The following is a 22,246-nucleotide window of genomic DNA, read 5'->3' as shown; positions in this document are numbered from 1 at the left end:
TGTGTATTTATAAAATAATTAATTAACTTATTCTCGCTATAAAACTATCCCCTATATACTATGACTAAGATTAATTTTAAAAATTTTATTAAACAACTGATTGCAAAAGACTTTTTAGGAAAAGATTCCTACCGAGGTGTAAGTTTAACCTATGCTTGGCTAGCTAATCAACTAGGACACTTTACTTTAGGATTATTCCCTAGTATTGTTTTAAGTGTAATTTTTAAAGATACCCCACCAATTGTATTTAGTAAATGGGTGGCTATATCTTGGTTTAGCTTTGAAGTTTTAAACCTTACTATGCCTTTATTTGCTTCTAAAAAAGATAGAATTTTTAAACCTCACTGGAAGAATCTAATCTACGATACGATTACAGATATTCTGTATTTTGTATTAGGAGCCATGTTTTCTGCTTTATTAGTATCAGAACCTACTCCTTTCTTAATATGGACAAATATTGGTTTAGTTGCTTTACTTCTATATCCATTTATAGATTGGTATACCATGAGAATTTATCAGCAATATGCTTATTTTCCTTTTCAATTTAGATTGTCTCAATGGAAAGGTGAATTTTTAGATGAATTTGAAAAAATAATAGTAAATAAGTATGTAGCTAAAGGTCGAAAGAAAAACACCAGAGGAAATCATCTTTTAATTTACGGAAGTGTACACGAAGGTAAATGTAATTTAGGTGTTGCCATTGCTAATGAATTAGCTCTATGCAAACAAACTTGTACTTATATTACTGCTACTAAATTATACAGTCACTTCTTTGAAACTCATCAAGATCCAGAAACACTTTGGAACTGGCAAACATCTAAGTTTTTAGTTATTGATGACATTAATCCTGATAAACTTAAATTAACAAAGCCTAGTGATTTTCTAAATTATGTAGATACTTTTACTCCTATGAACGAAGAAAATAGAACCATACTTAGAGAAAAAAATATTATTTGGGTGTTGGGGGTAAATGAACTTGACCAAAAGGAAGAATGGACAAGTATGCTTTCTACTATTGGGGTAGAACTAGATAATATTAATATTGTAAACTTATCTTATTAAGAGATTATAAGATGCTATTTTGATAGGCAAAACCAATTAAGTGAGGTAAACTCTTTACACCAAAACGTTTGTACATTGGAATAATTCTTTTCTCAATAGCTGATTGAGAAACCCCTAATTCTTCTGCTATTTCTTTAAAAGCGTATCCTTTTGCTGCCAAAGCCAAAGCTTCTTTCTCTTTTCTAGAAATAGCATAATGATTAAATAATTCTTTATTTAAGGCTTCTTCAAACTCAGCCACATTAGGTCCGTACGCTGCATACTGCATTACGTTTCCTAATCTTAAGGTTTTTATGACCTCTGAGTAACCAATAATTTCTTCAATCATTCCGTTACTAGCCTTGTGTACTCCTACTCTTGAAAATAAAGGAACAATAGAACCGTCTTTGTGTATTTTTTCTAATTCTAACGTAAAACTATATTGCTCTAAGTCTTCTGTAATGCTTTTTAAAAACATCATTGCCTTGTCATTTAACTCTCCAGAAAACTTTAAAAAACGAGGGGTTGTAATACTTACAATGGTTAGCATTGTAATTTCATCATCCTTATACCCTAATGTATCTTCCCACCCTTCGGCATACACCATTTTTCCTTCTTTAAAAGAATAAATATACACGGCTTGATTTGGAAAACTTGGTAAAGTACTTTTATAATACTTATACAAATCGTCTGATTGGTCTACTGGTGTGTCTGTTACTAGACTTTTGGAATAATTCCCTATATTCTGAATATCTATTTTCATTAATATTTTAAAAACTGTGTATAAACGCAGTTGTGAGTATTTAATGTCAAACTTATCTTTGTAAGTGTAAGATAGTTAAAATCTTAATCATTTGTAAAGAAAAAACTTTAAAAAGTTTTTATTTAATATCGAAAAAGTTGGGGAAAATTTGCTGTGAAAAAGAAAACTTTTAATCCAATTTAAAAAAAGTATTAGTTAACTCTAATACTTTTTTTATACTTAAAAATCAACTAATTACAACTTAATTACGGTAAACTCCATAGCTAACGGCTTTAAGGCTACTAGTAGGGAATCAATTAAATTTCCACCATACTCTTCATAATAATCAGAGAAGTTTTTATGTCTTTCTTCTAAAGATTGATGAGGGAATAATTCATTTTGTAGAATTTCTATTCTAGTAACCAACTCATACATCTTTTTTTTCTCCGCTTTTAATAATCTTTTCTCCAAACGATCCAAGCCTTTTAACTGCTTTGCTTCCTGAGCTTTTACAGCACCTATAAAAGATTTATCAGTCTTACTACTTAGAATTTCTAATTCTTTAAAAGTAGCTTCTAATTGCTTTCTCTTTGCTTTAAAATCAAAATTAATGGTAGAAAGTTCGTTTACCTTTTTTTTGATTAAATCATTTTGAGATAAAAAGAAATCTTTTAATTCCAACCCTAACTTATCTGTTTTTTTCTGTTGTTTGGGACTTACTAATAAAGCCGAATTTCTTAACAATAGAACAGGAAAAGGAACCTTAAAACTTTTAAAGGTAGTTTTTAATTGCATCCAATAAGCCAACTCTCCTCCTCCTCCAACATAACATAAGTTGGGTAAAATTACTTCTTGATACAAAGGTCTTAACAAAGCATTTCCAGAAACAAATTCTAATTTATCTGAATTTTTAAACAGGTCTTCTGCTGTTTTAAACACCAAATTAGTATTTAAAACCTTGTAACCACTTTCTTGTTTAACAATACGTTCTCTAAATCCATCACCTATATAAAATAAATTTATTTCTCTAGGATTTACCTGAATTTTATATCCTTCTTTTTCTATGTTTACATTAGTTTCCGTAACATTTTTAAAACTTACTTGCTCTTCTAATTCTTGTAAAGCATAGGGTTTAAATAAGGTTTTTAATTGTGAATCATCTCCATCAACCACCACTAAACCGTATTTTGAAAATAAAGCATTTACCAAATAACGAGAAGCTTCTGCTAAATTGTTTTGTTCTAAGTAAGCGTTCTTAAAAATAGATCTTAACTCATTTGCATAAGTTCCAGAATTTAACAAACTAGAAAACTCTTGATAAACGTCACTCAAACCACTAGTATCTAACCTACCAACCGCACCAGAAGCTTCTCTTTTCCACGATATTTTAGTAGACTTAAAATTAAAATATTGAATTTCTTCAAAATCGTGATCTTCGGAAGCCATCCAATAAATAGGCACAAAATTGTGTTTAGGATATGCTGCTTTTAATTCTTTACATAAATTAATTACCGATACTATTTTGTACAAAAAATACAAGGGTCCCGAAAACAAATTTAATTGATGCCCTGTAGTAATAGTAAATGTTGTAGGCAACACCAAGTTGTCTATATTTTGTTGCGTTTCTGCTGAAATCTCTAATTTTTGATACTGCTTTTCTATAGCATTTACCAATACTTTTCTAGTAGTACTAGAGTAAAATTGAGATTTCTCTTCTATTTGAGCTTCAAAATTTTCTATGGATGGAAAACGATTATAAAACGGCCTTAAGTTTTCTTTTTGAGCTAAATAATCTAGCATGATATTAGAAAAATATCCAGTGTCTTTATAAGGTATATGTAGGCTTTCCATAAAAATTGATTGATAAAATGAGTCGTAAAAACAACTTAAGATTACGAATTTAAACTTAAAATTTAACTTCTTCTATAGATGTGCTTAAAACGAGTCCATGTTGATTTATTTATTAAAATATACACGTAAAAACAGCTAACATCTAACAAGAAATAAAACAAACTAATTCCACTTGGTGGATTGTGACTTGGTAAAAAAGAAAACACTCCAAAAGCTGTAGATGGCCATTTCCAACATCCAAATGCGGTACCTCCTATTTCTAAAATAGCCACAAGAATGTACATGGCAAAAAAGAATAATCTGTCTTTGGGTCTTTTTAACAACAGTAAAAACACACAAATGGTCATTACAAAGCCAAACACATCTTTAAAGAAAACCAAATAGGTTAAAGACAGTAAAGCTATTACCATAGCAAAAATTTGTTCTACACTTTTACTGTGTTTTTTTACTACAGATGATTTGCTAAACATTAAAATTCTACCATACAAAGCTGCATGTCCTAAAGGCACATATAAAGGAACATTTTCTAATCTATAAGTATACATATCTAATCCTCTAGAGAACAAGTGCTCTCCTAAGAACCCAATAATTACGGCATAAATCATAGATTCTTTAACCCTTGGAGTAGATCTAAAATACATTTTTAGAAATCCACCAAGCATTAAAACATTGATTAGAATTTGCGAACTTGTTACGTTTTCAGAAAAATAAATACTGTCAAAAAACAACACAAATACAAATAGCACAAAACGTCCTATTTCTCTATTAAAAACAGCAATAATCCTGTTTAAATCATTTTTTTCTACAGATAAAATACGGAGCATTTACTAATTATTTAAACGTTTTTAGAAGTTCTAAATGTAAGAAAAGATGTGCTTTTAATTAGGAATTAAATCACAATACCAAAAACCGGTATCCCAATTTACTTTTTTATCTTTTTGAAAACAGTTGTCATCATCATTTTTTGAAGGTTGATAGGTTTTATGGACTTTTTCTCCGATAGAGAATTCTATAGAGTTTTTAAAAATAGGTCCATCAAACACAAACGTATGAAACTCTCCATTTTCTCCACAAACATCTACATTCTCTGGTAAATCTTTTATAAACTGTTCATCTATCACTCTACCTACAAAGCTCTTATCTAAATACTGTGCGTTTACACAAACAGTAATCGCTTTAAACCCCAAGTCTAAAAATTCTTGCAACAAAGCTTTGGTGTCTTGTTTCCACAAAGGATACAATCCTTGAATACCAACCTCAGACAGTTTACTATCACGATACGTTTTTAAATCTTCTAAAAAAATATCACCAAAAAAACAATGTTGATACTTGTCTTTAAGAATAGATTCCATGGAAACTTTCATGGTTTCATCATATTCTTTCATGGTCACATTACCAGAAAACTCTATTTTACGTAAAGGAATTCCAATAGATGCTGCTTGAGCTTCTAACAATTCTTCACGCAATCCGTGCATAGAAACACGTTGTACATCTTTGTTTATATTGGTCAACAAAAAATCAACCTGGTAGTCAGATTGATTCAATGTTTTATACAAAGCTAAAGAAGAGTCTTTTCCAGAACTCCAATTAAAATAGGCTTTGATCATTTGTTTTATTTGTAGATTATTTGTTCTCGACTTCGCTCGAACACCTAATTATTTTACTTGTCTATAGATCCTAAAACACGTTTCATAAAACCGTTTAGAGCTTCTTTTTGAGGAACTCCTTTCTTAATTTCTTTATCAACTTCAATAGCTCCATAAAGATTAGAAATAATTTCTCCTATAACATCTAACTCTTCATCTTTTAAAGAACTTACTTCTGTAAGCGCTTCTAAAGTTTCTAAGGTTTCATGAATATAATCTACATCGTTCTCAGCAATAAACTGAGTCATGTGCTTAATTACTGGTAACTTCATCTATAAATGATTTTAAAACGTCTGTTTTGTTTGTTTGCACTTGTTTTACCAATTCTCCGTTTCTAAAAGCGGCAAAAGTTGGTAAGTTACTTACATCTGCTAATTTTCTAGATTCTGGATTTTTTTCTGCATCCACTACTAAAAATTCAGCTCCTTCTACTTCTGTAGAAAACTTTTTGAATTTAGGTTTCATAATTCTACAGTTTCCACACCATCCGGCAGAAAATTGTACAAAAACCAAATCATTATTACTTACTTCATCTTGAAGTGTATCTGTAGTTAATTCTCTCATAATTAATTAAAATTTTAAAAGTGATACGTTTAAATATTGGGTACTAAAAAACCGGATGATTGATAACATCAACTTTAAACACCCGGTTATTTTATGTAAACTACTTAGTAGTCTTAGTTTTTAGCTAAATAAGCTGCAGTTCCTTTTGCGTTAGCTTGCATAGCTTCTTTACCTTCTTCCCAGTTTGCAGGACAAACTTCTCCATGAGATTGTACGTGAGCATAAGCATCAATCAATCTTAAGAATTCGTTTACATTACGTCCAACTGGCATGTGGTTTACACCTTCGTGAAATACAGTTCCTTCTTCATCAATTAAGTAAGTAGCTCTGTAAGTTACATCATCTCCTTCTTTAGAAAAAGATTGAGACTCTTCGTCAAATACTTCTGTAGCATCTAAAATCCCTAAAGCTTCAGATAAGTTACGGTTAGTATCTGCTAATAATGGGTAAGTAATACCTTCAATACCTCCATTATCTTTAGCTGTACTTAACCATGCAAAGTGAACCTCAGCAGAATCTACAGATGCTCCAATAACTACTGTATTTCTTTTTTCAAATTCTGGTAAAGCTGCTTGAAAAGCGTGTAATTCTGTAGGACATACAAAAGTAAAATCTTTTGGGTACCAAAATAAAAGTACTTTTTTCTTATTGTTTACTGCTTCTTCTAAAACATTAATTTGGAAAGTATCTCCCATTTCATTCATTGCGTTTACTGCGATGTTTGGAAATTTTTTCCCTACTGCTGTTGCCATATTTATAATTTTATATTGATTAATTTCTACCACAAATTTAAGAGCAATGTTCAATAAAACAAGTGGAATTCTATCTAATGTATTTATTACTGTATTGATTTTATTGATAGCTTAAAAATAAACATCAAGTTTTCTTATTCTTATGCTATATACCTAGGTTTTACGATTGTTTTTGTAAATTTAAAAAAACGTTACGACCTATATACAAACCCTATTTATATGAGAATTTTACTTGCTTTGTTATTTACCACAAGCCTTTTTGCACAAACAACCAAAGCACCTACAGATGCTAATTTAAAAGTAGCCTATTTTGCTAGCGGATGTTTTTGGTGTGTAGAGGCTGTTTACGAAAGTGTACCCGGTGTGGTAGAGGCTATTTCTGGTTATGCTGGTAGTCCGGTTAAAAACCCAACTTACAGATCTATTCACAAAACGGGACATGCAGAAACCGTAGCTGTATATTACAATCCTGCAAAAATTTCTTATGCTAATTTGGTAGATGTATATTACGCATCACAAGACCCAACTACTTATGGTCAAAAACCTGATTTTGGAAAAAACTATCGTTCTATTATTTTTTACAGCAATGCTGAAGAAGAAAAAATAGCTACTGAAAAGTTTAAACAAATAGATAAAGAATATAAAGGAAAAGCGGTAACTGCTATTCAAGAATTAGATCACTTTTATTTTGCAGAAGATTATCATCAAGATTACGAAAAAAATCATCCTAATAATTCCTACATACAAGCTGTTTCTAAACACCGCTTGGCTAAGTTTAAAGCCAAGTATTTTAAAAATTAACTTGATAACAATCAACTTTTATGGCCTCTTATTTTTCAGTACATTCTATGTAACTATTAATTACAAAATTTTACATTATGAAAACAAGAGATTACGAAACATTATCACAAGCTTCAAACGATTTATCTGAAAAAGGATATACAGATAATTTTGTTGCTAATAGCAAAAACATTAAGGCACTTTACAGTAAAAAAGAATTTGATCCTAGCGATTTAAAAATTGACCATGTATTTAGATTTGATGGAATGACCAATCCATCGGATGAAACAGAGCTATTTGCTATTTCTGCAAACGATGGAACCAAAGGAACTCTAATTATGTCTTATAGTTCTGAAAGCAATCACAACAGAGAATTGATAAAACAAATTAAATAAATCTTTGTTTTATTCCTGAACCATACTACTTTTATACTCTATTAAAAACAGGGTTTGAAAAACAAGTTTCTAAATAACATCAACCATCAACTTATTTATAGAATTACGTTTCTACTAAGTTTGATGGGAATTTTTATACTAATTGCTGATTTTGGTTTTAATCAATCTAAAAGAATTCAGTTATTTGCCAACGAGGTTTATTTTATTATTCTAATCTCGGGAATATTTACCACCATTATTAGATATTTAAAACTCAGTAAAACTCTTACTAAAAGAGTTCTGTTATTTGATAGTGCTAGTATATTTGTGATACTTACTATTATTTATTTTCATTTTTTTTCAGAACAATCGCACAAACATCTTTCTATTTTTTATGATGATGTGTGGATTAAATTAGCAATTATTCTAACCTTTATTAGAGAGTTTGCCGAAAAAAAAATAGTCTATAAACGAACCTTTTTAAACCCTGCTCAGCTATTTATTGTTAGTTTTTTAATTCTAATATTTTTGGGAGCACTTTTGTTAATGTTACCCAATGCAACGCAAACTAACATTTCTTTTTTAGATGCCTTATTTACAGCTACCAGCGCTGTTTGTGTAACAGGTCTTGTGGTCGTAGATACGGGTACTTTTTTTACAGAATTTGGGCAGATTATTATTCTAATTCTTATTCAAATTGGAGGTTTGGGAATTTTAACTTTTGCCAGCTATTTTAGTTACTTTTTTAAAGGAGGAACTACTTATGAAAATCAACTCGTATTAGGAGATATGACCAATGCTCAGAAAATGAGCGAAGTATTTACCACCTTAAAAAGAATTTTATACATCACTTTTATTATAGAGTTTTTAGGAGCTATTTTAATTTATACTAGTTTAGATAGTTTGTTATTTGACTCTTTTATTCAAGAATTGTTTTTCTCTGTATTCCACTCCATATCGGCTTTTTGTAATGCTGGTTTTTCTACTTTACCTAATAGCTTGTATCAATCAGGATTTAAATACAATTACTTACTACAATTCATTATTATCACTATTTTTATGTTAGGAGGGTTAGGTTTTCCTATAGTAGCCAACCTTATTAAATATTCTAAATACTTTTTAATTAGTAGACTTTTAAGAAAAAAACATATTAGTTATAGACCTTGGGTATTAAACCTAAATAGTAGAATAGCCTTAATCACCACAATATCTTTAACCATTGTAGGAACTGTTCTGTTTTTTATAAATGAATACAACCATATTTTAACAGACCAAAAGGGTTTTGTAGGTAAATTTATTGCATCGCTTTTTGCAGCTACTACTCCCAGAACTTCAGGATTTAATACTATAGACATGGGAGCTCTGCAAAACTCATCGGTATTATTAATTATGTTATTAATGTGGATTGGTGCCTCCCCTGCATCTACAGGAGGGGGAATTAAAACCAATACTTTTGCCATTGCTACTTTAAACTTTTTTAGTCTGGCTAGGGGAAAATCTAGAATAGAAGTTTACCGTAGAGAAATTGCTGAAGTATCTATCCGTAGAGCCTTTGCAGTTATCTCTCTATCTTTAATTGTCATAGGATTTGGAATTTTTTCCATAGCTGCCTTTGACCCCCAAATAAATATTCTTAGTATAGCTTTTGAATGTTTTTCGGCCTACAGTACCGTAGGGTTAAGTTTAGGAATTACCGCTAGTCTAAGTGCTTACAGTAAATTTGTTCTTATTATTATAATGTTTATTGGTAGAGTAAGTATGCTGTCTATTTTAATCGCTTTTTTCAAAAAAGTAAAACACGTAAATTACCGTTATCCTACGGAAGAAATTACCATAAATTAACACCTCATGAAATACATAATTATAGGTCTTGGAAACTTTGGATCTTCTTTAGCCGAAAAGCTAACAGAGCAAGGAAATGAAGTCATTGGTATTGACACCGACATGAGCAAAGTAGATGCTTTTAAAGAAAAAATTAGTCATACTATTTGTATGGATGCTACGGATGAATTTACCGTTTCTGGTTTGCCTTTAAAGGACACAGACATTGTTGTAATTGCCATTGGAGAAAACCAGGGAGCCAACGTAATGGCTACGGCTTTGTTTAAAAGCTTAAAAGTAAAACGATTGATTAGTAAAGCAACCAATCACATTCATAAAAGAGTTTTACAAGCTATTGGGGTTGATGAAATTGTATTGCCAGAAGAAGAATCTGCAGAGCGTTGGGCTAAAAAATTGTGTTTAAAAGGAATTGTAAATTCTTTTGAATTGAACAACGATTACAGTATTGTACAAGTTAAAATGCCCAAAAAATACAATGGAAAAAGTATTTTGGAAATGCAAATTAAAGAAAAATACAATCTATTAGTTTTAACCACCATTTCTAATAGCGAGGTAGATACGGCTATTGGTAAAAAGAGAAGCGTAAGCAATGTAAAAGGTGTGGCTGATCCTCATGACATTTTATACAAAGAAGATGTTTTGGTGGTCTATGGAGCCAACAAAGACATTCAGCGTTTTTTAAAATAATTAGCTCTAAATTTATAAAAACACCATACTTAAAAAAGAATTGGAATAGACTTTGGAACAACTTCTAATAGTCGGGCTATTAGAAGTATTAAACCTATACAAACAAAGTGTCATCTAGAGTAGTCAAAAGCTATAAATACACAAGTCTTAAAAACGATCATCGAGCGGAGTCGAGATGCCCAAAACTTACTTACATAAAGTAAAACACATCAATAAGTCTACATCAATTTACAACTATTTTACTTCATTTCTATTTGCAACAACTTCGTTTTTTTTCGCTTCCCTATCAACACCTACTTCACTGATTAACAAGACACAAACATAGATTTTAAAAAACTAACAAACAAGCTCATGACACATAGTGACACATACAGACATATATAAACACTAAATGAATTGTTATGATGTTTGAGGAGCACTTCTGACTCTTTTGGACAACTAATGCACTACAACGACTTATGGTGACACAAAAACAGGATTTTTAGGGGGTTTTGTTCGGGTCTTGTTCGGGAATCCTTCGGGTCAGCTTTGGCTGTATTTTTAAAAAATAGACGTTTTTGGGAGCATATAGGAAGAATTATCCTATATGCTGTTTTACAGTCTTTAAAAAGCCTCTAACTACTAAGTTTACAGAGTGTTACTAAGCAGATTCTATAAATAGACCAACGGTCATCTAACGGAGGCAAAACTAAAGTCTATGAACATATAGTAAAGTTGAAATGTAAAATACTTAATTGCATAGGATAAAAAGTACAGTAGTACAATAACACCTTTTATAAGGGTTATCTAGCAATCTGTACGGAACCTATAGAAACAGAATAATGATGTAGTCTACTATTCTAAAACAAAAAAATTACACCATCGCTAAAAAATCATCTTCAGAAATAATAGTAACTCCTAAATCTGTTGCTTTTTGCAATTTAGCAGGTCCCATATTGTCACCCGCAACTATGTAGGTAGTTTTCTTAGAAATAGAACTACTGGCTTTTCCTCCGTTATCTTCTATCAGTTTTTTTAATTCGTTTCTAGATACTTTGTGGAATACTCCAGACACCACAAATGTTTTTCCGGCAAAAGTATCGGTCTGGTTTTTTAATACGTCTTCTGATAAAGACATTTGAACTCCCGCCTCTTTTAACTTGGCAACCAATACCTGATTTAAAGCTTGATTTCTAAAATCAATAATGCTTTCTGCAATTCGATCTCCAATTTCATCAACAGCAATTAGCGTATCAAAATCGGCAGCAAATAAAGCTTCTATATTTTTAAAGTGTTTGGCTAACTTTTTAGCTACAGTTTCTCCTACATAACGAATTCCCAAAGCATACAATACTTTTTCAAAAGGAATTTGTTTGGATGCTGCTATTCCTGCTATTATATTTTTAGCACCTACATCTCGTATTCCAACAGTTCTTCTATCAGATATTTTGTTGATGATTTCTTTAAATCCATCATATTGATTGATAAACTGTTCATAGTTGGTTAATTCATCAATATAATTTACTTGCGTTGCCGTTTGTAATAGTTCTCCAAAAACATCAGAAAACAAATCGCTACTAGTTTCTTTTCCGTAAAACTTTAAGTATAAAAATGTGCGTAAAGAAGTATAGCCTTCTAAACTATCATCACTTTTAATTAAGTTTTTTAAGCCTTTGTATCGGTGTTCTAAAATCAACAAAAACTTTTCAAAAACCTTAAGTTCTTTTTCTTCTACATCTAGTTTTAGCAAAAAAACATCTTCTAAACTAGTAATTTGTTCTGCTATTTTTTTAGATAAAGAGCGTGATATGTTTGCATAATTCAATCCAAAAATGGCACTTTCTAAGGTTACTTGTAATTCGTTTTTATAGGTAAGTCCAGACTCTTCATTGTCGTACGCTTTTTCTATGTCTATAATTTTATCGTAGGTTAAAGAGTATAAATCTGAATAATTGGAAATTAAATTTACATCGCAAAGTAAATCCACTGTTTCCGATCCTAACCCATCAATATCCATGGCTTTTCTACTAATAAAATGTTGAATTCTACCTGCTACTTGAGGTTTACAACCGTATTCATTAGGGCAATAATGTTTGGCATCTCCTTCTTTTCTTACCAATGGAGTATTACACTCTGGACAATGAGTTGCATACATGGTGGGTAAAGAATCTGCGGGTCTTTGGGTTAAATCTACCCCCACAATTTTAGGTATAATTTCTCCACCTTTTTCTACATAGACCTCATCTCCTACTCTAATATCGTGCAAGGCAATTTGATCGGCATTGTGCAACGAGGCTCTTTTAACCGTAGTTCCTGCCAATTGTACAGGTTCTAAATTTGCAACAGGTGTAATAGCCCCAGTTCTTCCTACTTGATAGGTAATTTGATGCAATTTGGTAGATACCTGAGCTGCTTTAAATTTATAGGCAATGGCCCAACGTGGGGCTTTTGCTGTGTAGCCTAATTCCTCTTGCTGACGAATATTATTCACCTTAATTACAATTCCATCGGTTTCATAAGGCAACTCAAAACGAGCTTTGTCCCAATGTTCTACAAAAGCCACCACCTCATCTATAGATTTGGCAATGGTAATGGTATTAGGAACTTTAAAACCAACTTCTCTAGCTTTATCTAAAGCTTGGGCATGACTTTTAAATTCGTTATTATACGTTAACACCTGATACAACAAACAATCCAACGGACGTTTGGCAACCTCTGCACTATCTTGTAGTTTTAAACTTCCACTAGCTGTATTTCTTGGATTTTTATAAATTTCTTCTCCTGCAGCTTCTCTTGCCAAATTCATTTGATTGAATCCGTCTAAAGGCAAAATAATTTCTCCTCTAATTTCAAAATTAGGAACAAAATCTCCTTGCAGTTTTAAAGGCAAAGATTTAATGGTTTTTACATTTGCAGTTACATCATCTCCTTGAACACCATCGCCACGGGTAACCGCTTTTACCAAAGCTCCGTTTTCGTAGGTTAAATTAATAGAAGCTCCATCGTATTTTAATTCACAAGTATAGCTAATTTCTCCTTCTATAATTTTAGAAATACGCTTTTCCCAGTCCAACAAATCTTCTTTGCTGTAAGAATTGTCTAAAGAGTACATTCTGTTTTTATGAACCACCGTTTGAAAGTTTTTGGTAACAGTTCCTCCTACTTTTTGCGTGGGAGAATTTTCATCAGCAAACTCAGGATGTGCTTCTTCTAATGCTTGAAGCTCTTTCAACAACATATCAAAATCATAATCAGAAATAGTAGCATTGTCTAACACATAATATTCATAATTGTGTTTGTGTAATACTTCTCTTAAATTTTCTATTTTTTGTTGAATAGAGTGATTCATTTTGTAAAAATTTTAAGCGTAAATTTATGACGATTATTTTAGATACCACAATAATAAAATTAGGAAGTGTTGGGAAATAATTATAAAACATTACACTTCTCGACTCCGCTCGAAGACCTAAAAAGAAACTAACTTGAATAATTACATAATCGTAAACTAAAAAAACTGGTGTTCGAGCGGAGTCGAGAACAAAAGCTTAAAACATTCAAACTAATGTGTAACAGAAGATTCTCTCACGTTTAAACGACCGTTTAACACAATGGTTTGAGGTACAAACATTCCTTTATTTTCTAACTGTTCTATCAACAAATTGGCTGCTGTTATTCCAATATCTTTGGTAGGTTGTTCTACTGTGGTAAGTGTCGGGTGTATATGTTCTGCCAATCTAGATTCTGTAAAACCAACAATGGCAACATCGTTAGGAATATTATATCCATATTCTTTAAACACACGCATAGCTCCTATAGCACAATGATCGTTAGCTGCAAAAATTGCGCGTGGTACATTATTGGTTTCTATCATTAATTTAGCGGCTGCTGCTCCATCTTCCATATAAAAGCCACATGGAATTATTTTACCAACCTCTCTTTTGTGTTTTCTATGCGCTTTTTCAAAGCCCATAATTCGGTTTAAAGACAGTTTCATGTGTTTAGGACCACTTAAATAAACAATATCCTCATACCCTTGTAATATTAAATGTTCGGTAGCAAAAAATGCCCATTTAAAATCGTCAAAAACTACTTTGCAAGCATCCAATTTATCAGCAACCCTGTTAAAAAATACAATTGGCATTTTAGCATCTACCAGTTCTTTGTATTTTTCAATGTTATCATCTTCCCTAATTAAAGACACAATTAAACCATCCACCATGTTATCTAAAAGAGTTTCTAAATTTTTTAACTCCGTTTCCGATGAATCGTGCGACTGCATAATTAATACCTGATATCCTTTATCTATCAGTACTTTTTGGGCTTCCATAATCACATCAGGAAAGTAACTATTTACAAACTCTGGAACAATAATTCCAATATTGTAAGACCGCTGCTGTATTAACTTTCTAGCAATAGGATTAGGTCTATAACCTAATGATTTTGCAGTGGCCAAAATCAAGTCCTTTGTTTCCTCTTTAATGTCATATTTGTCATTAAAAGCTCTAGAAACTGTAGATACAGAAACGTTTAGTTTTTTAGCTACGTCTTTTATGGTGATTCTCTTCATACATCAATATTAAACATTCGGAAATATAAAGTCAAGTTTCGGAAACGTTATCGGCAAAAAAACTACTTTCGGAAACGTTACCGATGCTGTTTTTTTTCAATTCCAACACATCAAACTAAAAAATATAGGAATTTAGGAGTACGTAAATACAAAACAAGCTTAGATAGCAAAGAAAAATCATTATATGTTAATTGAAAATTATACTGCTGAAACAAGGCCTAACAGAGAAAAAGTAATCACTACCGATTTTACCATTATTGGTGGAGGAATTGCAGGGGTTTGTGCAGCCATAACAGCAGCAAGAAAAGGAACTAAAACCGTTTTAATTCAGGACAGACCTGTTTTAGGAGGAAACGCTTCATCGGAAGTAAGATTATGGATTCTTGGAGCAACATCTCACATGGGAAACAACAACCGTTGGTCTAGAGAAGGTGGTGTGATGGATGAAATTTTGGTAGAAAACATGTACCGAAATAAAGAAGGAAATGCGGTTATTTTTGATACCATTCTTTTAGAAAAAATCTTAGAAGAAAAAAACATTACCCTTTTATTAAACACAGCCGTTTACGACATTACTAAAAAAAATGATACCTCTATAGAATCTGTAAAAGCATTTAATAGCCAAAACTCTATTAGCTACACCATTCAATCTCCATTATTTTGTGATGCTTCTGGTGATGGTATTGTTGCTTTTAAAGCAGGGGCTTCTTTTAGAATGGGAGCAGAAAAAAGAGAAGAATTTGGAGAATTATTTGCTCCTGATGATTCTTATGGAGAATTGTTAGGACACTCTATGTATTTCTATAGCAAAAGAGAAGATTTTCCGGTAAAATACACAGCTCCTTCTTTTGCCTTAAAAGATATTACCGAAATTCCTAGATACAAAGCTATTGGAAAAGATGACAAAGGTTGTCGTTTTTGGTGGTTTGAATACGGAGGTAGAAAAGATACCATTCACGATACCGAAGAAATTAAACAAGAACTTTGGAAAGTTATTTATGGAGTGTGGGATTATATTAAAAACTCAGGGGAATTTGAAGATGTAGACAATCATACCTTAGAATGGGTAGGAACCATTCCTGGAAAAAGAGAAAGTAGACGTTTTGAAGGTTTATACATGATTAAGCAACAAGATGTAATAGAACAACAAACTTTTGACGATGCCATTGCACATGGTGGTTGGGCCATAGATTTACATCCTGCTGATGGAGTGTATAGCAAATTATCTGGTTGTACACAATGGCATTCTAAAGGGGTTTACCAAATTCCTTACAGAACTTTGGTTAGTAAAGATATTGACAATTTATTTTTAGCAGGTAGAATTATTAGTGCTACTCACGTTGCTTTTGGATCTACAAGAGTTATGGCTACTAACGGATTAACGGCTCAAGCTGTGGGAATGGCTGCTGCCATTTGTCACGAAAAAACAGCTTTACCAAAAGATCTTTTAGAACCAAAAAACCTTAGGTATTTACAAAACGAGTTAAATATTACAGGGCAAAGTATTCCTAATTTTCCAATTTTAACAGAGAGTAACTTGGTAAATTCTGCCACAATATCTGCTTCTAGTAGCTTAGCTTTATCAGAAATTCCGTTTAACGGAGAATGGATGAGTTTAAAATTAGCAGCCGCTCAGCTATTACCTTTAAAAGCAAACACCAACTATAGTTTTAAAGTACTTGCCAATGTGACAGAAGACACAGAATTAACGGTAGAATTACGTAGCTCTAAAAAAACTAAGAATTACACTCCTGATGTTATTCTAGAAAGCCAAAAAATCAATCTTAAAAAAGGAGAACAAACTGTAGACATTTCTTTTACTACATCTGTATCAGAAGATCAATACGGTTTTGTGACTTTCTTGTCTAATGATAAAATCAGTCTTAAAAATAGTGAGTTTAGAAGTACCGGAGTTCTTTCTGTATTTAACGGAGTAAACAAAGCAGTATCTAACAACGGAAAACAAACTCCACCAGAAAACTTAGGAGTAGATACTTTTGAGTTTTGGACTCCACACCGTAGACCTGATGGAAGAAATATTGCCATGGAAATTTCTCCTGCAATTACTTCTTTTGATGCTACAAATATTGGAAACGGTTATGTAAGACCTTGGGGACAAGCCAATGCATGGACAGCTAGCTTAGCTGATACAAAACCTGAATTAAAAATAGAATGGGATTCTGAAAAAACAATCTCAGAAATTAAACTATTTTTAGATACAGATTACGATCATCCAATGGAATCTACATTATATGGACATCCAGAAGATATTGTTCCTTTTTGTGTACGCAACTATGTAATTAAAAACAACAATGGTGATGTGCTTTTTACACAAAAAGACAATCATCAAACTATTAATACCATTACCTTGGAAACTCCAATAAAAACGACAGGAATTCGTATAGAGCTAGAAAAACCTCTTGAAAATGTACCTGCCTCAATTTTTGAAGTTTTCTGTAAATAATCATTTAAAAAAATACCATGAGTAATATAGACATTGGAGTTATTATCCTTTTTTCAATACTAGTTTTTGTATGTGGATTGAGTTTTTCTAAATCGGGAAAAAACATGAAATCTTACTTTGCTGCTGGAGGTGGTTTGCCTTGGTGGATGAGTGGATTGTCTTTGTTTATGAGTTTCTTTTCGGCAGGTACTTTTGTTGTTTGGGGAGCTATTGCTTACAGTAGTGGTTGGGTAGCTGTTACCATACAATGGACTATGTGTATTGCTGGTATTATTATTGCTTTTTTTATTGCTCCAAAATGGCAAAAAACAAAAGCTTTAACCGCAGCAGAATACATTACAAGTCGTTTGGGATTTAAAACTCAAAAAGTATACACTTATTTGTTTTTAGTTATCTCTATTTTTACCACAGGAACTTACTTATATCCTGTTGCTAAAATTGTAGAAGTGTCTACCAACATTCCTATTTCTACAAGTATTATATTTTTAGGAGTTATTATTTTAATCTATACCGCTGTAGGTGGTTTATGGGCAGTTATTGTTACCGATATTTTACAATTTGTAGTCTTAACAGCTGCTGTATTAATTGTAGTGCCTTTAGCTTTAGACAAAGTAGGTGGTATTGATGGATTTATAAGTAAAGCCCCCGAAAATTATTTTAATTTGGTAAATGCCGAATATTCCTGGGAATTTATGGTTGCTTTTGGACTTTACAATCTATTCTTTATAGCAGGTCACTGGGGATATATACAAAGATACACCTCTGTTTCTTCTCCAAAAGAAGCTAAAAAAGTAGGACTTGTTTTTGCAAGTTTGTACACCATTAGCCCTATTATTTGGATGTTACCTCCTATGATTTACAAAGTCTTAAATCCTGAATTAGGTGCCTTGGCAGATGAAGGAGCTTACTTGTTAATTTGTAAAGAAGTATTACCTATTGGTATGTTAGGATTAATGTTAGGAGGAATGGTTTTTGCCACTTCTAGTTCTGTAAATACAACCTTAAATATTTCTGCAGGTGTATTTACCAACGATATATACAGACACTTAAAACCCAACACTAGCGATGCTAATTTGGTTAAAATAGGAAAATCAACAACTATTGTTTTAGGTATTATTACCATTATTATAGCCTTATTAGTTCCTATGATGGGAGGAATTGTATCTGTAGTATTAACATTAGCAGCCCTAACAGGAGGTGCTATGTTTTTACCACCATTATGGTCTCTGTTCTCTAAACAACAAACAGGAAACAGTGTTATTATGGTAACAATAACCTCTTTAATTATTAACTTATTTTTCAAATTTGCAGCACCCGAATTGTTTGAGATTTATTTAAGCAGAGCTAACGAAATGATTTTAGGTGTTGGAGGTCCAATTGTATTATTGGCCATCTACGAAGTTTATGCAAAAGTTAAAAAGTTAGAACCTACACAATACAATCAATACGTTGCAAAAATGAATGCAAAACCCGTATCTAATACTACAGATGATTCTAACTCTCAAAATTTAAAAGGAGTAAAAGTAATTGGAATTGGTATCTTTTGTACAGGACTTATTATTGTGGGCTTAACGTTTTTAAGCGAAACAAGTTCTGCCATTATCACAAGCATTGGTTCTTTAGTCTTATTAGGCGGAGGATACATTGTATTTAAATCTATAAAAAACAATAAATAAAATTATGAAATTAATTTATTCCGTTAAAAAAATCGCTTTAGCCCTTGTTGTTATGGGCTTAAGTGTTTCTTGTCAACAAAACACAACAGAAACTGCATCAAAGACTAAAGAGCATCAAGTATTTCCATATACCATGCCTACAGAAAAACCAGATTTTCCTTTGAGTGCTTCTGCAAATCGTATGTTTGATTATCCTGCTCCTAGAGCGCAAGACAACGAATTGTTTTCACAATTTAAATACACTCGCTTAAAAGGGTTTGATTACAACGGAGGTGATGGAACCATTACTAGAAGAGACCCTACCCGACCTATTAAAGTTGGTGACACCTACTATTTATGGTATACCAAACGTCATACAAAAGTTCGTCCTATTGGATGGAACAATGCTGCCAAAGCTACAGATGAAATTCCTTCTACAGATTGGGATTTAGCAGAAGTTTGGTACGCAAGTAGTAAAGATGGATTTACTTGGGAAGAAAAAGGAGTCGCTATTAAAAGACCCGAAAAACCAAAATCTGGATGGAGATCTGTTTGTACTCCTGAAATTTTAATTTGGAAAGGAAAGTATTATTTATACTACCAAGCTTTTGATGAACCTAGTGGATTAAAAGGAGACTTATGTCCTGTATCTATTTCTTACGCAGATTCTCCTGACGGACCTTGGACTCATGGTGGTGATGCCGTAATTCCTTTTGGAAAAGAAGGAGAATGGGATCACAAAGCAACACACGATCCTTTTCCTATAGTACACGATGGTAAAATTTATGTGTACTATAAATCAGCCTACAACAAATGGCCCGATAACAGAAAAAACTATGCTGTAGGTCACGGATTAGCTATTGCTGATGATCCTTTAGGACCCTATACAAAACACCCTTTAAACCCAGTAATGACTTCGGGACATGAAACAACTTACTTCCCATACAAAAAAGGAATTGCTGCAATTATTTATAAAGATGGAAACGAAAGAGAAACCGTGCAATATGCAGAAGACGGAGTAAACTTTAAAGTAATGTCTAAAATATCATTAGTACCTGTTGCAGCCGGACCTTATACTCCTGATGCTTTTACAGACACTAAAGATGGTAGAGGAATTACTTGGGGAATTTCACACTTTATTAATGCAGGTGAAAACGGAAACAGACATTCTATTATTGCAAGATTTGATTGTGATTTAAGTTTAGATTATGATGAACGTGGTTTTAAAGATACAGGAGTTTGGCACAAACCAGAAGTATACTTTAAACAAGGTTTAGGAAAGTTAAGACAGCACCCAGAAGGTAGATAAAACTGCTACTGTTAAACTAATTTCTATTTTTATGGAAAATTAAAAATTATGATGGAAAAAGTTAAAGTGAAAAAGACTTTCCTGTCACAGTATTACTATGCTTCTTTTTAGGAGGATTAGAAGTACATAGATTCTATGTAGTCAAATAAGAACAGGTATTTTACAACTCATCACTTTTGGTGGATTGGGTATTTGGACTTTGATAGATTTCATCATCATTTTAACAGGTAATTTTAAAGACAAAGAGGGAAATTATATTAAAAACTAAATTCCTTTTTTAACATAACTTAAAACGCTCTCATTTAAAGTACTTTTCTTTATCGAGAGCGTTTTTTTATGACCTTATAAAATGTATCTTTGCGTTCCGAATTTAATTCAACAAAATGGCATTTATAGACGAAATTAAACGTAGAAGAACCTTTGGTATTATCTCTCACCCCGATGCAGGTAAAACTACTTTAACAGAAAAATTATTACTTTTTGGTGGAGCTATTAGCGAAGCTGGAGCCGTAAAAAACAATAAAGTTAAAAAAGGAGCTACTTCCGATTTTATGGAAATAGAACGTCAGCGTGGTATTTCTGTCGCAACTTCTGTATTAGCGTTTAATTACAAAAATCGTAAAATAAACATTTTAGATACTCCAGGACACAAAGATTTTGCAGAAGACACCTTTAGAACCTTAACGGCTGTAGATAGTGTAATTGTGGTAATTGATGTTGCCAAAGGTGTGGAGCCTCAAACAGAGAAGTTGGTAGAGGTTTGTAGAATGCGTAAGATTCCTATTATTGTATTTATTAACAAATTAGACCGTGAAGGTAAAGATGCTTTTGATTTGTTAGATGAAGTAGAACAAAAACTAGGATTAACCACGACTCCACTTTCTTTCCCTATTGGAATGGGATACGATTTTCAGGGAATTTATAACATTTGGGAAAAGAAAATCAACCTATTTGCAGGAGACAAAAAACAACAAGTTACTACAGGAGTAGAATTCACAGATATTAATGTTCCTGAATTGGATGAATTAGTCGGTGAAAAAGCGGCTAATACTTTACGTGATGATATAGAAATGGTAGAAGGAGTTTACCCTCCTTTTGATCAAGAAGCGTATTTAAATGGAGACTTACAGCCTGTATTTTTTGGTTCTGCTTTAAATAATTTTGGAGTGAAAGAATTGCTAGATTGTTTTATAGAAATTGCTCCAACCCCTCAGCCCAAAAAAGCAGAAGAGCGTTTGGTAGATTCTAAAGAAAGTAACTTAACAGGTTTTGTGTTTAAAATTCATGCTAACATGGATCCTAAACACAGAGACCGTTTGGCTTTTATAAAAATTGTATCCGGTACTTTTAAGCGTAATGTTCCTTACTTGCACGTACGTAATGGTAAAAAGATGAAGTTTTCTAGTCCCAATGCTTTTTTTGCTGAGAAAAAAGAAATTGTAGACGAATCTTTTCCTGGTGATATTGTAGGATTACACGATACTGGAAACTTTAAAATTGGAGATACTTTAACCGAAGGTGAAATTATCAACTTTAAAGGAATTCCTAGTTTTTCTCCAGAACATTTCCGTTATGTAAACAATGCCGATCCTTTAAAATCTAAACAATTATACAAAGGATTAGATCAGTTAATGGATGAAGGGGTTGCCCAGTTATTTACTTTAGAACTTAACGGACGTAAAGTGATTGGAACTGTAGGAGCTTTACAGTACGAAGTAATTCAGTACCGTTTAGAGCACGAATACGGAGCCAAATGTACCTATGAAAATTTAAACATGCATAAAGTTTGTTGGGTAGAGCCTACAAATAACAAAGCTGAATTTGAAGATTTTAAACGTGTAAAACAACGTTATTTAGCCAAAGACAAACAAGGTCAGTTAGTATTTTTAGCAGATTCTGCTTTTACCATTCAAATGACTCAAGATAAATACCCATCGGTAAAGCTACACTTTACTAGTGAGTTTAAATAAAATATAACGATGTACAAACTGTT

At 32.2% G+C, this 22,246-nt stretch carries 19 protein-coding genes and 1 pseudogene; 11 read left to right on the top strand and 9 right to left on the bottom strand.

Translation table 11 applies throughout. From position 1 onward, the window contains the following. Nucleotides 1-60 precede the first annotated feature (60 nt). Nucleotides 61-1,062 carry a P-loop NTPase family protein gene (locus GGR97_RS02215; RefSeq protein ID WP_167896795.1) on the top strand — a complete coding sequence of 334 codons (1,002 nt, stop codon included), beginning with the start codon at nucleotides 61-63 and terminating at the stop codon, nucleotides 1,060-1,062. Nucleotides 1,063-1,066: 4 nt separating this feature from the next. On the opposite strand, the gene GGR97_RS02210 is transcribed toward GGR97_RS02215, so the two are convergent. The 7 genes from GGR97_RS02210 to GGR97_RS02180 form a co-directional block, all read right to left on the bottom strand. Beyond that, nucleotides 1,067-1,804, bottom strand: coding sequence for a LuxR C-terminal-related transcriptional regulator (locus tag GGR97_RS02210; RefSeq protein ID WP_167896794.1), 738 nt, complete (start codon nucleotides 1,802-1,804; stop codon nucleotides 1,067-1,069). A gap of 234 nt (nucleotides 1,805-2,038) precedes the next feature. After that, complete coding sequence (gene bshC, locus GGR97_RS02205) at nucleotides 2,039-3,634, bottom strand: bacillithiol biosynthesis cysteine-adding enzyme BshC (RefSeq protein WP_167896793.1); 1,596 nt, start codon at nucleotides 3,632-3,634, stop codon at nucleotides 2,039-2,041. A 62-nt stretch (nucleotides 3,635-3,696) separates the two neighbouring features. After that, on the bottom strand, nucleotides 3,697-4,458 hold the full coding sequence (locus GGR97_RS02200) for a hypothetical protein (RefSeq protein WP_167896792.1): 762 nt from the start codon (nucleotides 4,456-4,458) through the stop codon (nucleotides 3,697-3,699). Between the two features lie 54 nt (nucleotides 4,459-4,512). Further along, nucleotides 4,513-5,241, bottom strand: coding sequence for a Dph6-related ATP pyrophosphatase (locus GGR97_RS02195; protein ID WP_167896791.1), 729 nt, complete (start codon nucleotides 5,239-5,241; stop codon nucleotides 4,513-4,515). Nucleotides 5,242-5,294: 53 nt separating this feature from the next. Next, a complete protein-coding gene (locus tag GGR97_RS02190) occupies nucleotides 5,295-5,552 on the bottom strand; it encodes a DUF6952 family protein (protein WP_167896790.1) in 258 nt (85 codons plus the stop codon). Then, nucleotides 5,533-5,844: a thioredoxin family protein gene (locus GGR97_RS02185; protein WP_167896789.1), complete on the bottom strand. Its 312-nt coding sequence runs from the start codon at nucleotides 5,842-5,844 to the stop codon at nucleotides 5,533-5,535. Before GGR97_RS02185 ends, GGR97_RS02190 begins: the two co-directional genes overlap by 20 nt. Nucleotides 5,845-5,957: 113 nt before the next feature. After that, the gene (locus GGR97_RS02180; protein ID WP_167896788.1) at nucleotides 5,958-6,596 is read right to left on the bottom strand and encodes a peroxiredoxin; all 639 of its coding nucleotides are present in this window, start codon (nucleotides 6,594-6,596) and stop codon (nucleotides 5,958-5,960) included. Nucleotides 6,597-6,815: 219 nt separating this feature from the next. Between GGR97_RS02180 and msrA the strand changes: the two genes are divergently transcribed. The 4 genes from msrA to GGR97_RS02160 all read left to right on the top strand — a co-directional run bounded on the left by msrA (nucleotide 6,816) and on the right by GGR97_RS02160 (nucleotide 10,279). Continuing rightward, nucleotides 6,816-7,397 carry a peptide-methionine (S)-S-oxide reductase MsrA gene (gene msrA, locus GGR97_RS02175; RefSeq protein ID WP_167896787.1) on the top strand — a complete coding sequence of 194 codons (582 nt, stop codon included), beginning with the start codon at nucleotides 6,816-6,818 and terminating at the stop codon, nucleotides 7,395-7,397. A gap of 77 nt (nucleotides 7,398-7,474) precedes the next feature. Then, nucleotides 7,475-7,771, top strand: coding sequence for a phosphoribosylpyrophosphate synthetase (locus GGR97_RS02170; protein ID WP_167896786.1), 297 nt, complete (start codon nucleotides 7,475-7,477; stop codon nucleotides 7,769-7,771). A gap of 123 nt (nucleotides 7,772-7,894) precedes the next feature. Then, nucleotides 7,895-9,592 carry a TrkH family potassium uptake protein gene (locus GGR97_RS02165; RefSeq protein ID WP_167897028.1) on the top strand — a complete coding sequence of 566 codons (1,698 nt, stop codon included), beginning with the start codon at nucleotides 7,895-7,897 and terminating at the stop codon, nucleotides 9,590-9,592. 6 nt (nucleotides 9,593-9,598) lie between these two features. After that, nucleotides 9,599-10,279: a potassium channel family protein gene (locus GGR97_RS02160; RefSeq protein ID WP_167896785.1), complete on the top strand. Its 681-nt coding sequence runs from the start codon at nucleotides 9,599-9,601 to the stop codon at nucleotides 10,277-10,279. Between the two features lie 853 nt (nucleotides 10,280-11,132). On the opposite strand, the gene ligA is transcribed toward GGR97_RS02160, so the two are convergent. Next, nucleotides 11,133-13,607 carry an NAD-dependent DNA ligase LigA gene (ligA, locus tag GGR97_RS15470; protein WP_167896784.1) on the bottom strand — a complete coding sequence of 825 codons (2,475 nt, stop codon included), beginning with the start codon at nucleotides 13,605-13,607 and terminating at the stop codon, nucleotides 11,133-11,135. A gap of 210 nt (nucleotides 13,608-13,817) precedes the next feature. Further along, nucleotides 13,818-14,825 carry a LacI family DNA-binding transcriptional regulator gene (locus GGR97_RS02150; protein ID WP_167896783.1) on the bottom strand — a complete coding sequence of 336 codons (1,008 nt, stop codon included), beginning with the start codon at nucleotides 14,823-14,825 and terminating at the stop codon, nucleotides 13,818-13,820. 184 nt (nucleotides 14,826-15,009) lie between these two features. Here GGR97_RS02150 and GGR97_RS02145 point away from each other — a divergent pair, with 184 nt between their 5' ends. The 6 genes and pseudogenes from GGR97_RS02145 to GGR97_RS02125 all read left to right on the top strand — a co-directional run bounded on the left by GGR97_RS02145 (nucleotide 15,010) and on the right by GGR97_RS02125 (nucleotide 22,223). Then, nucleotides 15,010-17,289 carry an FAD-dependent oxidoreductase gene (locus tag GGR97_RS02145; RefSeq protein WP_167896782.1) on the top strand — a complete coding sequence of 760 codons (2,280 nt, stop codon included), beginning with the start codon at nucleotides 15,010-15,012 and terminating at the stop codon, nucleotides 17,287-17,289. 17 nt (nucleotides 17,290-17,306) lie between these two features. Then, a complete protein-coding gene (locus GGR97_RS02140) occupies nucleotides 17,307-18,965 on the top strand; it encodes a sodium:solute symporter family protein (protein WP_167896781.1) in 1,659 nt (552 codons plus the stop codon). Between the two features lie 4 nt (nucleotides 18,966-18,969). Then, nucleotides 18,970-20,253: a glycoside hydrolase family 117 protein gene (locus GGR97_RS02135; protein ID WP_167896780.1), complete on the top strand. Its 1,284-nt coding sequence runs from the start codon at nucleotides 18,970-18,972 to the stop codon at nucleotides 20,251-20,253. 77 nt (nucleotides 20,254-20,330) lie between these two features. Next, nucleotides 20,331-20,402: pseudogene (locus tag GGR97_RS15425) on the top strand (NINE protein); the annotation flags it as partial. After that, a complete protein-coding gene (locus tag GGR97_RS15420) occupies nucleotides 20,384-20,521 on the top strand; it encodes an NINE protein (RefSeq protein ID WP_394352673.1) in 138 nt (45 codons plus the stop codon). The pseudogene GGR97_RS15425 and the gene GGR97_RS15420, both read left to right, overlap by 19 nt. A 115-nt stretch (nucleotides 20,522-20,636) precedes the next feature. Further along, on the top strand, nucleotides 20,637-22,223 hold the full coding sequence (locus tag GGR97_RS02125; protein WP_167896779.1) for a peptide chain release factor 3: 1,587 nt from the start codon (nucleotides 20,637-20,639) through the stop codon (nucleotides 22,221-22,223). The last annotated feature ends 23 nt before the right edge of the window (nucleotides 22,224-22,246 follow it).

It is taken from the genome of Wenyingzhuangia aestuarii (assembly GCF_011927765.1).
Classification (GTDB): Bacteria; Bacteroidota; Bacteroidia; order Flavobacteriales; family Flavobacteriaceae; genus Wenyingzhuangia; species Wenyingzhuangia aestuarii.
The sequence above is the reverse complement of the archived record's forward strand: the minus strand, read 5'-3'. Positions and strand labels throughout refer to the sequence as shown.